The organism is Mycobacterium sp. IDUB_21, from assembly GCF_055419425.1.
The window spans coordinates 213,435-227,500 of record NZ_JBVAXQ010000002.1; the positions used below are offsets into that span (position 1 = coordinate 213,435).

The following is a 14,066-nucleotide window of genomic DNA, read 5'->3' on the forward strand; positions in this document are numbered from 1 at the left end:
ATGGACTCTGTGGGCTCCGATATCGACGCCTACCGCGCACTGCTCGACGGGGTATTCGACCAACAGGTCGCCGATTGGACCGCCGAAGCCGAAGCAGCCGAACGCTTTCCGCGCAAATTGATCGAGCACCTCGGTCGCACCGGGGTGTTCGCCGGCAAGTGGGGGAACGGCCAGCATCCCGACGTCGCCAGGCTGGTGGCGCTGGCCTTCAAGCTCGGGCAGTTGCGGTCGGCCGGCATCGGGGTCGGGGTCAGCCTGCACGACTCGGCGATTGCGATCCTGCGCCGGTTCGGGCGATCCGAATATCTGCAGGGCATCTGCGAGCAGGCGATCAATGGCGAGGCGGTGCTGTGCATCGCTGCATCCGAGGAGTCCGGCGGTTCGGATCTGCAGATCGTCGAGACCGAAGTCCGTTCCGTACGCGACGGATTCGAGATCCGTGGCCGCAAGAAGTTCGTCTCGTTATCGCCGATCGCCGACCACATCATCGTGGTCGCGCGCGGTGTGGATCACGACGAGAACAGTCGGCACGGCAACGTCCTGGTGATCGCGGTACCGACCGCGCAGGTGCAGGTGTGCGAGCCCTACCGCAAGGTTGGGGCGGGACCGCTGGACACCGCTGCCGTCGAGATCGACACCTGGGTTCCCGCCGAGGCCCTGATCGCCCGGCCTGGAACCGGCTTGGCCGCCATCTCCTGGGGGCTGGCGCATGAGCGCATGTCGATCGCCGGGCAGGTGGCGTCGTCGTGTCAGGTGGTGCTGGGTCTCACCCACGCCCGGATGATGCGCCGCCGCCAGTTCGGCGCCACCTTGTTCGAGCATCAGGCGCTGCGGATGCGGGTCGCCGACCTACAGGCGCGGGTCGATCTACTTCGTCACGCGCTCAACGGTATTGCCGCCGATGGACGGCTTGATCTGCGCGCTGCCGCCGCGGTGAAGGTCACCGCGGCCCGGCTCGGCGAGGAAGTGCTCTCCGAGTGCATGCACATTTTCGGTGGCTCCGGGTACCTGGTCGACGAGACGCCGATCGGTCGCTGGTGGCGGGATATGAAGCTGGCCCGGGTGGGCGGCGGCACCGACGAGGTGCTCTGGGAGTTGGTGGCGGCGGGGATGCGCCCGGACTACGACGGCTACGCCGAGTTGTTCGACAGCGGGTCGTCGTCCGGGTAGCGCAGTACGGCGTAGAGCGCCATTTTGCGGTAACCCATGTCGTGTTCACCGAGGAAGGTGCTGCCCACATACTCGGCCAGTCGACGCATCGCCGTGTTGCGGTACTCGGGTTCGAACATCATCCGCCGGCACCGCGGTTCGAGGTCGAACGCGCTGGCCATGACGCGCGGTAGCAGGATCGCCGCGAACCCCCGATTGACCGCCACAGCGTCAGCGACGGCCCCGTGCATGCCCAGATCGTACGGGTCGGCGTCGTAAAACTTCCCGATGGAATCCTTTGCGGCCCGGTATAACTCGATGTAACCGCTGTCTTGTCCGTGTCGGCTGACGATGAGCGGCCGCGTGTAGCTGCCGGCGACCTGGGCGTTCAGATAGGCGTGCCAGCGCTCCGGCGGCCAGGCGGACTCCCACGTCTGCGCCAGGTGCGGCCGGTTCATCCACTCGGAGACCATCTCCGCATCGGCGTCCGGGTCGGCAACCCGGATCGCATAGGGCTCGGCCAGCACCGGGATCGGCGGTGCCGGGACGCGGCGGACCTCGTCGGATAAGTCCGTCAGCTCGCGGTGCAGGATGGTTGCGGCATCAGTCATAACGAGCAGTGAGCTTACCCGAGCACCTATCGGGTTAAGTGAGGGTAGGGTAACCTAGGTTCGGCTTGGCGGCGCGAGCGCCGGGTCCCGCCCCGCGGGGTGGGCAACCGTTGGCGAAAGGACCTTGATGGCGCGCGGCTTGCAGGGTGCGATTCTGCGGGGCTTCGGCGCCCGCGACCACACCGTGACGGTGCTCGAGACCAGCTGGATCACCCCGCACTACATCCGAGTCTGGATGCATTCACCGACGTTGTTCACCGACGCGACCGTCGAACCCAGTGCCTGGCTGCGCTTCTGGTTTCCCGACCCCGACGGCTCCAACACCGAATACCAACGCGCCTACACCATCGCCGAGGGCGACGCCGCGACCGGGCGCTTCGCGGTGGACATGGTGCTGCACGAACCGGCCGGACCCGCCACGCGGTGGGCCCGCACCGTCGAACCCGGAGCGAGCATCGCGGCCATGTCGCTGATGGGTTCGTCGCGCTTTGAAACGCCAGATCTCGACGCACAGCCCGCCGGTTACCTACTGATGGGGGACTCGGCGTCGATTCCGGGGATCAACGGGATCATCGGTTCCGTCCCTCCCGATGTGCCGATCGAGCTGTACCTCGAACAGCGCGAGGACAACGACCTGTTGATCCCTTTGCGCGAACATCCCCGGCTGCGGGTGCACTGGGTGCCCCGCCGCGACGCGAACTCGCTGGCCGCCGCCATCGAATCCCGGGACTGGTCGGACTGGTACGCCTGGGCGACACCGGAAGCCGCGACCTTGAAGGCGCTGCGGACGCGGCTGCGCGACGAGTTCGGCTTCCCCAAATCCGAGATCCACGCTCAGGCCTACTGGAGCGCCGGACGGGCCATGGGCACCCAACGCGGACCGGAAACCACGGAAACCCCGGAAGCACCGCTGACTCTGCCTCCACCAGACGAAAATGCGAGTGAGTCGCCTGGTGAGCGCAGAGTCAACGCGAAGGGGGAGTGGCGCGCGCAGGCCGCGGGCCGGTTGCTCAGTGCGCTGAAGGTGCCGCTGATCGTCTCCGGCGTCCTGCAGGCCGTGATCACGCTGCTGCAGCTGGCGCCCTTCGTGCTGCTGGTGGAGCTGGCCCGGCTGCTGGTCTCCGGTGTCGACGAGTCACGCTTGTGGACGGTGGGCATCGCGGCGGTCTCGCTGCTCGGCCTGGGAACCCTGTTGGGCGCGGGGCTCACGCTGTGGCTGCACGTCGTGGACGCCCGCTTCGCGAGCGGATTGCGGACCCGGCTGCTGAGCAAGCTGTCCCGGCTGCCGCTGGGCTGGTTCACCGCCCGCGGCTCCGGGTCGATCAAGCAACTCGTCGCCGACGACACCCTGTCGCTGCACTATCTGGTCACCCACGCCATTCCCGACGCGGTTGCCGCGGTCGTCGCACCGGTGGCCGTGCTGGTCTACCTGTTCGTGGTGGACTGGCGGGTGGCGCTGGTGCTGTTCGTGCCGGTGCTGGTCTACCTGGTGCTGATGTCGGTGATGATGACGCAGTCGGGCCCCAAGATCAGCCAGGCGCAGCGCTGGGCGGAGAGGATGAACGGCGAGGCCGGAACCTACCTGGAGGGCCAGCCGGTGATCCGGGTGTTCGGTGGGGCCGCCGGGTCGACCTTCCGCCGGCAGTTGGACGACTACATCAGTTTTCTGGTGTCCTGGCAGCGGCCGTTCATCGGCAAGAAGACGCTGATGGACCTGGTCACCCGTCCGTCGACGTTCCTGTGGCTGATCGTGCTGACAGGCACCCCGCTGATCGTCGCCGGCCGGATGGACCCGGTGAACCTGCTGCCGTTCCTGTTGCTGGGCACCACCTTCGGCGCCCGGCTGCTGGGTATCGGCCTGGGCCTCGGCGGAATCCGCGGCGGCATGCTGGCGGCCCGGCGACTGCAGATCGCATTGGACGAACCGGAACTCGCGGTGGGCGAGCATGCGGCATCGGAGGCAGCGCAGACGGCCGGGACGGTGCGCTTCGAGGCGGTCAGCTTCGGCTACCGCCCGGGCGTGCCGGTGATCCGGGATGTGTCGCTTACCCTGCGTCCGGGCACGGTGACCGCGCTGGTCGGTCCGTCGGGATCCGGCAAGTCCACCCTGGCCGCGCTGCTGGCCCGCTTCCACGACGTGCAGCAGGGCTCGATAACGGTTGACGGACAGGACATTCGGTCATTGTCCGCCGATGAGCTGTACCGCCGGGTCGGATTCGTGTTGCAGGAGACCCAGCTGGTGCACGGCAGCGTGCGCGACAACATCGCGCTGGCCGTCCCCGAGGCGACCGACGAGCAGGTACACAATGCCGCGCGCGAAGCCCAGCTCCACGAGCGCATCCTGCGCCTGCCCAACGGCTACGACACGGTGCTCGGCGCCGCCGCGGCACTGTCCGGCGGCGAGCGGCAACGGCTCACCATCGCCCGCGCCATCCTCGCCGACACCCCGGTGCTCATCCTGGACGAGGCCACCGCTTTCGCCGACCCCGAATCGGAGTACCTGGTGCAGCAAGCCCTCAATCGGCTGACCAAGGACCGCACCGTGCTTGTCATCGCGCACCGCCTGCACACCGTCAGCGGCGCCGATCAGATCGTGGTGCTCGACCAAGGCGCCATCGTCGAGCAGGGCCGCCACGACGAGTTGCTCGCCGCGGGCGGACGTTACCTGCAGCTATGGGAGACCGGGCGTCGGGCGGTCGCCGCCGGAGCGGAGGCGGCACGATGATCCGCACGCTGATCCAGCTGATTCCCCGGGAACGCCGTGGCCGGCTTGTCGGCTACACCGTGCTGACATTTCTGTCGGTGGCGGTGCGGGCGGCGGGCACCGTACTGCTGGTCCCCCTGGTGGCCGCGCTGTTCTCCGATTCTCCGCGCCAGGCGCTGACCTGGCTGGGCTGGCTGACCGCGGCGACCGTGGCCGGCTGGCTGATCGACTACACATGCGCGCGAATCGGATTCGATCTGGGATTCGCCGTCCTCGATCACACCCAACACGACGTCGCCGACCGGCTGCCGGCAATTCGGTTGGACTGGTTCACACAAGCCAACACCGCCACCGCCCGGCAGGCGATCGCCGCCACCGGTCCCGAACTCGTCAGCCTGGTCGTCAACCTGCTGACCCCGTTGATCAGCGCCATCCTGCTGCCACCGGCGATCGCGTTGGCGCTGATCGGTGTGTCCTGGCAGCTGGGTCTGGCCGCCCTGGGCGGGGTGCCGCTACTGCTGGGGGCGTTGTGGGCGGCCAACCGGCTCAGCGCCCGCGCCGACACCGCCGCCGGGGACGCCAACACCGCGCTCACCGAGCGCATCATCGAGTTCGCCCGCACCCAGCAGGCGCTGCGTGCCGCACGGCGAGTCGAACCCGAACGCAGCACCGTCGGTTCGGCCCTGGCCGCCCAGCACGGCGCGGCAATGCGGTTGTTGCTCATGCAGATTCCCGGCCAGCTGTTGTTCAGCCTGGCGAGTCAGGGTGCGCTGATTCTGCTCGCCGGCGCGACCACCGCGCTGACCGTGGCCGGCACCCTGAGCGTCCCGGAAGCCATCGCGCTGATCGTCGTGACCGTCCGCTACCTGGAACCCTTCGCCGCCATCAGCGAGCTGGCGCCGGCCCTGGAATCGACGCGGGCCAGCCTCGAGCGGATCCGGGCCGTGCTCACCGCGCCGTTGCTGAAGGTGGGAACCGGCGCGCTGCGCGACGGTGCCGCGGCTCCACGCATCGAGTTCGACGACGTCACCTTCGGCTACGACGCGGCGGGCGTGCCGGTGCTCGACCGCGTCAGTTTCACGCTGGAGCCGGGCACCACGACCGCCATCGTCGGACCGTCCGGGTCGGGCAAGAGCACCATCCTGGCCCTGATCGCCGGCCTGCACGAACCGACCGGCGGCCGGGTTCTGCTCGACGGGGCCGACGCCACCGAGCTACCCGCAGCGACGCGGCGCGCGGCGAGCAGCATGGTGTTCCAGCATCCCTACCTGTTGGACGGCACGATCCGCGACAACATTCTGGTCGGAGACCCCGGCGCCGGTCAGGAGGACTTCCTTCGGGCCAGCGAGCTCGCCCGGGTCGACGAGCTGACCGGCCGGTTGCCCGACGGCGCTGAGTCCGCCGTCGGGGAGGCCGGTGCGGCGCTGTCCGGCGGTGAACGCCAACGGGTCAGCATCGCCCGCGCCCTGCTCAAGCCCGCACCGGTGCTGCTGGTCGACGAGGCGACCAGCGCCCTGGACACCGAGAACGAAGCGGCGGTCGTCGACGCGCTGAGCGCCGAGCTGAGGCCGCGCACCCGGGTGATCGTCGCCCACCGACTGGCCAGTATCGCCCAAGCCGACCGGGTGCTGTTCCTCGACAACGGTCAGGTCATCGAAGACGGCACGATCGAGGAATTGCAGTCCGCGGGTGGACGTTTCGACGAATTCTGGCGACAGCAGCACGACGCCGCGGGATGGCGGATCAGCGCTGGATAGCGTTCAGCCGCCGAGTTGGCGTGCCAGCGCCTTCTTGTCGATCTTGCCGACCGCAGTGGTGGGCAGGGCCGGCAGGACCGCAAGCTGATCGACCCGGACGTGGGTGGCCACCCCGCGCTCGCCGAGGTAGTCATTGAGCTGTGCCAGCGTCACCGGAGATGATTCGAAAACGATGGCGACGCAGACCCTTTCACCGAGGTACTCATCCGGCAGACCGATGGCGGCAGCCGACCGGATCGCAGGATGGCTCAGCAGATGCGCCTCCAGCTCGTCGGCCGCGACATTCTCTCCGCCCCGGACGATGACGTCCTTGATCCGCCCGGTCACCTCCAGGTAGCCGTCGGGCAGGCGGCGAACCCGGTCCCCGCTGCGGTAGAAGCCGTCCGGGCTGAACGAACGCGCGTTGGCCTCCGGAGCGTTGTAATAGCCGTTGATCGTGTACGGCCCGCGCACCAGCAGCTCACCCTCTTCGGCCTCGGCGCCGTCCTCGTCGACCACCCGCAGCTCGTCGTGGGAGCATATGGGCCGGCCCTGGGTGGTGTCGAGCAGGGCTGCGGCATCCCCGGGGCGGGTGTAGCACAGCAGCCCCTCGGCCATGCCGAACACCTGCTGCAGACCCGGAGTCAGCACCTCCCGGATCCGCCGGGCGTCGCCCGCTGCCAGCTTGGCGCCGCCCACCTGGAGCAGCCGCAGCGTCGTCGGCTTCTGCGGTTCCCAGTCGCAGGCCTGCGCCCACAGGGTGGCCAGCGCCGGCACCAGGGCGGTGACCGTCACCCGGTGCCGCGCGATGGTGGCGAAGGCCGCCTCGGGACTGGGGTCGGCGCCGAAGACGGTGGTCGCACCCACCGACATGGCGCCCAGCAGGCCCGGGCAGGCCAGCGGAAAGTTGTGTGCAGCCGGCAACACCGCCAGGTAGACGTCGTCGGCGGTCAGCTCGCACAGCTGCGCGCTGGCGGTGGCGTTGTAGAGATAGTCGTCATGGGTGCGGGGGATCAGCTTGGGCATCCCGGTGGTGCCCCCGGAGACCAGCAGCAGTGCCGGCGTGGCCGGATCCGGTGTGGCTCGCGGGGCGGGAGCGCCGCCGGTCGCGGTGTCGATGCGGACCCTCCGCAGCCCTAGTCCGGCGGCCATCGCCGGGTAGTCGAATCCCCCAGTGGCATCAGGGATCACGATGCCGACCGCGTCGCTCACCGTGGCCAGATGCCCTATCTCGGCGGCACGGTGGCCGGGCAAACACAGCACCGGGATGGCGCCCACCCGCAGCAGTCCGAACAGTGCGACCGCGAACGCGCAACTGTTGGGTAACTGCACCAGCACCCGGTCGCCGGCGCCGATATCCAGCCGGTGCAGGCCCGCCGCTGCGCGATCGGCCGCCGCATCCAACTGTGCGTACGACAGCGTCGTGGTCGTATCGGTGACCGCGGGCCGGTGTGGCCAGCGCTCGGCGGCGTCGTCGAGCAGCGACGCCAACGGGCGCCCGCGCCAGTACCCGGCCGCGCGGTAGGTGCTGGCCCGCTCGGCCGGAAACGGTACGAACCCGTGCATCTGTACTCCCTGGCTAGCCGACGACCGAACACAGATAGAGTAGCGTCGACGAAATTAGGGCAGCCTTCACTAACGAAAGGTGGCGGGGTGGGGCCGGACGATGTTCGTGCGCAGGTCGCTGAGTTGCTCGGCACTGCCGCCGCCGCCGTCGATCCCGACGCCGACTTGGTCGGACAGGGGCTGGACTCGATCCGGATGATGAGCCTCGCCGGCCGTTGGCGCAAGCAGGGCATCGATGTCGACTTCGCCGCACTGGCCGCCGACCCGCGCGTCGCCGCCTGGCAGGAACTGTTGGGCGGCCCGCGTGAAGCGGCTCCGATGACGACGAGCACTCCGGTCGCCGACCCGGATGCCGGGGCGCCGTTCCCGCTGGCCCCCATGCAGCACGCCATGTGGGTCGGACGCGACGACGACGTCGCGCTCGGCGGGGTGGCCGGGCACCTGTACGTCGAGTTTGACGGTCCGGGACTCGACCCGGACCGATTGGCGGTCGCCGCCGACGCGCTGGCCGTCCGACACCCGATGCTGCGGGTGGGATTCTCGCCCGACGGCACCCAGCACGTCCGGGCCGATGCCGGGTTGCCCGTGGCGGTGCAGGATCTGCGCGGGCTGGACGCCGCGCAGGCGGCGCAGCGGTTGGACGCCACTCGCACGGCGAAGTCACATCAGCAACTCGACGACGCGGTCTTCGAGCTCACCGTGTCGTCGTTGCCGGACGGCACCGCGCGGCTGCACGTCGATCTGGACATGCAGGCCGCCGACGCGATGAGCTACCGCACCCTGATGGCCGACCTGGCCGCCACCTACCGGGGGGAGGCGTTGGCGGAGCTGGGGTACACCTACCGGCAATACCGCCACGCGACCGTCGGCCGCGAACCCGACGAGAACCACCGGCAGTGGTGGGCGCAGCGCATTCCCGACCTGCCCGATCCACCCAAGCTGCCGCAACCGGCCGGCGTCCCATCCGACCCGCGACGCAGCACCCGGCGCTGGCACTGGCTGGACCCGGACACCCGCGACGCCTTGTTCGGCCACGCCCGCGCCCACGGCGTCACCCCGGCCATGACACTGGCCGCCTCGTTCTCGCACACCATGGCGTGCTGGTCGGATAGCCCGCGCTTCCTGCTGAATGTTCCGCTGTTCGGCCGGGAACCACTGCACGACGACGTCGACCGGCTGGTCGGCGACTTCACTTCGTCGCTGCTGCTGGATGTGGATCTGAGCCAAACCTCCACCGGTGCTCAGCGCGCACACGCGGTGCAGGAGGCCATGCGGACCGCCGCTGCGCACGCCGACTACCCCGGCCTGGCGGTGCTGCGTGACCTGAGCCGGCACCGGGGCACCCAGGTGCTCGCGCCGGTGGTGTTCACCAGCGCCCTCGGACTCGGGGAGCTGTTTACCGACGAGGTCACCGACGCGTTCGGTACCCCGGTCTGGATCATCTCCCAGGGCCCGCAGGTATTGCTGGACGCTCAGGTCACCGAGTTCGACGGTGGTGTCCTGGTGAATTGGGATGTGCGCGAGGAGATGTTCGCCCCCGGCGTGATCGACGCGATGTTCGCCCACCACATCGCCGACCTGACCCGGCTGGCCGGTGGTGCAGGCTGGGTTGAACCCGCACCTACCGCACTGCCCGCCGAGCAGGCCGCGGCGCGGGCTTCGGTGAACGCGAGCACCGCCGTCCCCAGCGGGGAAACCCTGCAGGACGGGTTCTTTCGGCAGGCCGACCGGGCACCCGAAGCCGTTGCGGTGCTGGGTGGGCCCGGCGAGATCAGTTATGGACAGCTGCGCAGCCAGGCACTGGCGGTGGCCGCCGCCCTGCTGGAACGCGGCGTCCGGCCCGGCGACACCGTGGCTCTGCTGGGGCCCAAAGGCGCCGAGCAGATCCCGGCGCTGCTGGGCATCCTGGCGGCCGGAGCGGCGTACCTGCCGATCGCTGCCGACCAGCCCCGCGAGCGGGTGAACCGGATCCTCGCTCTGGGCGGGGCCGTAGTCGCCCTGGTGACCGGAGAATCGTTGCCGTCGTTGGAGATTCCGGTGGTAGGTGTGCAGGAGGCGCTGCAGCGTCCGGGTGCTGCCGATCCGGTTCGCGCCGATCCGTCCGAGCTGGCCTACGTGGTGTTCACCTCCGGATCCACCGGCGAGCCCAAGGGTGTCGAGCTGACCCACGACGCCGCCATGAACACCGTTGAAACTCTCAGCGCACGTTACGGATTCGGTCCCGAAGATCGCAGTCTGGCACTGCTGACCCTGGACGCTGACATGTCGGTGCTCGACGTCTTCGCCATGCTGCGTGCCGGGGGAGCGATCGTGATGGTCGACGAGGCCGACCGCCGCAGCCCCGAGGTGTGGGCACAGTTGGTGCACCGACACCACGTCAGCGTGCTCAACCTGATGCCCGGTGCCTGCGAGATGCTGCTGGGCGCCGGTGGCGAACTGTCCTCGGTGCGAGCGGTGTTGACCGGCGGCGACTGGGTGCGCCCCGAACTGGCGCGGCGATTCCAAGCCGTGGCGCCCGGCGTGCGCTTCGCCGGGCTGGGTGGGGCCACCGAGACCGCCATCCACGCCACCGTGTGCGAGGTCGACGGCGAACCACCGGCGCATTGGGCGTCAGTTCCCTACGGCACCCCGCTGCCCAACATCGCCTGCCGGGTCGTCGGCGCCGACGGGGCCGACCGTCCGGATTGGGTGGCCGGCGAGCTGTGGGTCGGCGGGCGCGGCATCGCCTCGGGCTATCGCGGACGGCCCGACCTGACCGCCGAGAAATTCGTCGAGCATGACGGCCGAACCTGGTATCGCACCGGCGATCTGGCCCGTTACACCCCCGACGGCACCCTGGAATTCGTCGGCCGCGCCGATCATCGGGTCAAGATCAGCGGGTATCGCATCGAACTCGGCGAGGTCGAAGCCGCGCTGCTTCGATTGCCGGGGGTGGCCGAAGCGGTGGTGGTGGCGCTGCGTGGATCTTCTGGGCCCGAGGCCGGCGGGCGTGAGGTGCTGGCGGCCGCGGTGCGGGCCGAGGATCCCACGGTGAGCGTTGCCGATCTGCGGGCCGGGCTGGCCGAGTCGCTGCCCGAGCACATGATCCCGCGGCAGCTGCAGGTGGTTGCGGCGATTCCCTACACCGTCTCCGGCAAGATCGACCGGCGAGCGGTGACGGCCGAACTGGCCGCGGATATGGCAGCGGTCGACGGCTACCGCGAGCCGACCACACCGCTGCAGCGCGCGCTGGCCGCGATCATCGCCGAGGTGCTCGGTGCCGCCCGGGTCGGCGCTGACGATGACTTCTTCGCCCTGGGCGGGGATTCGGTGCTGGCCACCGCCACCGTGTCACGAATCCGTACCTGGTTGGACGTCCCCGGCGCGGTGGTCGCCGATATCTTCGCCACCCGCACCGTCGCCCGGCTGGCTGACCGGCTGGCCGTCCGGGACGCCGATCCGGGCCGGTTGGACGCGGTTGCGGACGTGTACCTGGAAGTGGCGCAGCTGGATTCAGCGGCGGTGACTGAAGCGCTGGCCGGGGCCGGCGAGGCGTAAAACCGATCATTCAACGCATCAAATCGGCACGGAATACCCCGACGACGATCGCCGCGAACCGTCCAAATCGGTTGCGGTGACGAACCTAGTTGGTATTCGGTGGTGCTTGCGGTTGGAAGGGTTGGTACCACCACCATTGGGCGCGTTCGCCGGTTGGTCCGTTGCAGGGTGCTACCGCTGGTGGGGGTCGCTTGGGTGGTCGGGCTAGCGATGCCGAGCTCAGCGGTCGGTTGGTGCTGTCGGTGACGGAGAGGTTGGCTGCGTCTCCAGTTATGGTGATGATGCCGCGATGATGCAGCCGGTGATGGTAGGGGCAGACCAGCACGAGGTTGGCCAGCTCGGTGGGGCCGCCGTCTTCCCAGTGCTGGATGTGGTGGGCGTGCAGGCCGCGGGTGGCGCCGCAGCCGGGCACTGCGCACGTAGGGTGGCGGTGTTCGAGTGCACGGCGAAGCCGACGGCTGATTGCGCGGGTGGTTCGGCGGGCGCCGATGGGCTCGCCGCTGCGCTCGAGCCAGAGCTCATAGCTGGCGTCGCACAACAGGTATCGGCGCTCTTCCTCCGACAGCAGCGGGCCCAGGTGCAGTGCTGCAGCCCGCTGCTCGACGTCGAGGTGCACCACCACGGTGGTGTGGTGCCCGTGTGGCCGGCGGGCGGCCTCGGTGTCCCAGCTACCCTCAATCAGGCGCATGAATGCATCGGCGGTGCTCGGCGGTGGCGGCCGCTGATCTGAGGCGCTGTCGCTATTGTCGTGATCGAACTTCCACTGGGCAATCAGCGCATCGAGATGGGACTGCAGGGCGCCGTCGAACTTCGCGGCGTCGAGGGGGTCGAGTTTGATCCGCCAGCAACTTCCCTGCTCGTCGGTGACCTTGGTGATCGAGCGCGCCGGTTCTGGCCGGGGATCGGGATCAGGGCGCGGTTCGAGCTTGACCGCGGTGCGCAGCTGGTTGACCGTTGCACTCGCCGCCAGCGCCGCATAGTGCTCATCGGAGCCCTCGGCTGCCCGGCCGGCGATGACGCCGACCTGATCCAGCGACAGTTGGCCATCCCGCATGCCTCGGGCGCAGCGGGGGAACTCTGCAAGCCGGTGCGCGACGGTGCTGATGGTGTGGGCGTTTCCCGGTGACACACCGGTCTTCCAGGCAACCAACGCCGGGATTGACCGTACGCCGGTGGCCCCCCATAGCTGGTCACGCTCGACCTCGGCGACGATCTCGACGATGCGCCCATCAATGGCGTTGCGCTGACCGGTCAACTCCGCCAATTCCTCGAACAGCACATCAAGGCGCTGGTCAGGGCGAAAACCAGTAGCAGCGGACGGTGCGGTCGACGACATGACTTAATCGTCGCAGGGGGGTACGACAACTCCGGGCTGTCAGACTCCGGAAGCCGAGTCCGTGGGTGGTAGTGCTGTGCCGGGCCGGAATGGTGGCTGAAAAGGCCGGAAGGGTGGCCGAAATTGGCAGCTGAACGTTGAGATTGGGGCTGGTGGACCGCAGCCGCGATGTGTCAGCATCGGTGACATGAAAGCGCGCCGATCGGCCGTATTGCTCGGTGTTGCGGTGGGGGCGGCCTTGGCGACGCTGACCAGCGCCCCGGTCGTCGTTCCCTCCGCCTCCGCTGCCTCCTGTCCCGACGTCGAGGTGACCTTCGCCCGGGGCACCGCCGAACCGCCCGGTGTTGGCGGAGTGGGACAGAAATTCGTCGATGCACTGCGCTCGCAGGCCGGGGAGCGGTCCATCGGGGTCTATGCGGTCAACTACCCCGCCGCCGACGATTGGCCGCCGTCGGCGTCCGCCGGCGCCGGCGACGCGAACGCTCACGTTCAGTCCATGGTTGCGAGTTGCCCTAACACCAAGCTGGTGCTCGGCGGCTACTCCCAAGGCGCGATGGTCATCGATCTGATCACCATCGCGCGGGCATCGGTGGCCGGCTTCAACGCTGCGACCCTGTCGGAGGACGAGGCTCAACACGTAGCCGCGGTCGCTGTCTTCGGGAATCCGACCGACAGGTATCTGGGGGGACCGATCAGCGAGATCAGCCCGTGGTACGGGGCCAAGGCCATCGATCTGTGTGCTGACGGCGATCCGATCTGCTCTCCGGGCGGTTTTGCGCTGCCTACCCACGACGAGATGATCTCCGCCCCGCACCTGTCCTACGAGCAGTCCGGGATGCCCGGTCAGGCAGCGTCTTTCGTGGCGAGCCAGCTCTGACGCAGAACGGCTTTACCCGACTGCCTCCGAAGCCCAGTACTCGCGCAGGCTGGCGATCTTCTCGCCGGCGAATTCCAGAATGGCTACTTCCCGCATCCGTTTGCGCACTCCCTGGACGCGGTCGGCGAATGTCGCTTCCCATTCGGCGATCACGGTGATGCCGTCGGTGGCGGCGTAGAGGTTGAGCAACCGGGCATCGATGTCGGCCTGGCCGTCGACGACCTTGGTCTGCCAGTAGTCCCGGATCCCAGCCCGGGTACGGATCGGTTCTTCGAGCACCCGCTCGTGGTAGGTCGCGTCGTCGGTGAAGATCGTGCCGATGAGGTCGGGGTCTTGCTGCATCCAGGCGCGCAGGTAGGTGTCGATCGTGGTGCGGACGTCCTTCATGGGAGGAGTGTGGCCCACGTTGCGGCCAAGCCTTCGCCGAACGTGCATTCAGCGCGACGAGATGGCAAAAAGATCGCGCTCAGTGCACGCACGGCGCGGTGGCGTGGGTGGAACCGGCCCAGAGGTGCCCGGATTTCCGGACCGACCCCGAGCGGGGTAATCT

The 14,066-nt window shown here is 68.9% G+C and carries 9 protein-coding genes; 5 read left to right on the forward strand and 4 right to left on the reverse strand.

The annotated features are described in order from the left end of the window. Positions 1-1,170 carry a mycobactin biosynthesis acyl-ACP dehydrogenase MbtN gene (mbtN, locus tag ACZYY4_RS03930; RefSeq protein ID WP_463808143.1) on the forward strand — a complete coding sequence of 390 codons (1,170 nt, stop codon included), beginning with the start codon at positions 1-3 and terminating at the stop codon, positions 1,168-1,170. Here the strand turns inward: mbtN and ACZYY4_RS03935 are convergent. Beyond that, positions 1,131-1,760, reverse strand: a complete 630-nt coding sequence (locus tag ACZYY4_RS03935; protein WP_463808144.1) for a GNAT family N-acetyltransferase — start codon at positions 1,758-1,760, stop codon at positions 1,131-1,133. The two genes, mbtN and ACZYY4_RS03935, sit on opposite strands and share 40 nt — an antisense overlap. 127 nt (positions 1,761-1,887) lie before the next feature. On the opposite strand from ACZYY4_RS03935, the gene ACZYY4_RS03940 reads away from it, so the two are divergent. Beyond that, a complete protein-coding gene (locus ACZYY4_RS03940) occupies positions 1,888-4,485 on the forward strand; it encodes an ABC transporter ATP-binding protein/permease (protein ID WP_463808145.1) in 2,598 nt (865 codons plus the stop codon). After that, positions 4,482-6,221 carry an ABC transporter ATP-binding protein gene (locus ACZYY4_RS03945; protein WP_463808146.1) on the forward strand — a complete coding sequence of 580 codons (1,740 nt, stop codon included), beginning with the start codon at positions 4,482-4,484 and terminating at the stop codon, positions 6,219-6,221. Before ACZYY4_RS03940 ends, ACZYY4_RS03945 begins: the two co-directional genes overlap by 4 nt. A 3-nt stretch (positions 6,222-6,224) precedes the next feature. Here ACZYY4_RS03945 and ACZYY4_RS03950 read toward each other — a convergent pair whose 3' ends face one another. Then, positions 6,225-7,766 carry a (2,3-dihydroxybenzoyl)adenylate synthase gene (locus ACZYY4_RS03950; RefSeq protein ID WP_463808147.1) on the reverse strand — a complete coding sequence of 514 codons (1,542 nt, stop codon included), beginning with the start codon at positions 7,764-7,766 and terminating at the stop codon, positions 6,225-6,227. Positions 7,767-7,853: 87 nt separating this feature from the next. Here ACZYY4_RS03950 and ACZYY4_RS03955 point away from each other — a divergent pair, with 87 nt between their 5' ends. Then, positions 7,854-11,303, forward strand: a complete 3,450-nt coding sequence (locus tag ACZYY4_RS03955; protein WP_463808148.1) for a non-ribosomal peptide synthetase — start codon at positions 7,854-7,856, stop codon at positions 11,301-11,303. Between the two features lie 85 nt (positions 11,304-11,388). Here the strand turns inward: ACZYY4_RS03955 and ACZYY4_RS03960 are convergent, their stop codons facing one another. Next, positions 11,389-12,639 carry an HNH endonuclease signature motif containing protein gene (locus tag ACZYY4_RS03960; RefSeq protein ID WP_463808149.1) on the reverse strand — a complete coding sequence of 417 codons (1,251 nt, stop codon included), beginning with the start codon at positions 12,637-12,639 and terminating at the stop codon, positions 11,389-11,391. Positions 12,640-12,826: 187 nt separating this feature from the next. On the opposite strand from ACZYY4_RS03960, the gene ACZYY4_RS03965 reads away from it, so the two are divergent. Further along, a complete protein-coding gene (locus tag ACZYY4_RS03965; RefSeq protein ID WP_463808150.1) occupies positions 12,827-13,516 on the forward strand; it encodes a cutinase family protein in 690 nt (229 codons plus the stop codon). Positions 13,517-13,528: 12 nt separating this feature from the next. Here ACZYY4_RS03965 and ACZYY4_RS03970 read toward each other — a convergent pair whose 3' ends face one another. Beyond that, complete coding sequence (locus ACZYY4_RS03970) at positions 13,529-13,903, reverse strand: nuclear transport factor 2 family protein (RefSeq protein ID WP_463808151.1); 375 nt, start codon at positions 13,901-13,903, stop codon at positions 13,529-13,531. Positions 13,904-14,066 lie beyond the last annotated feature (163 nt).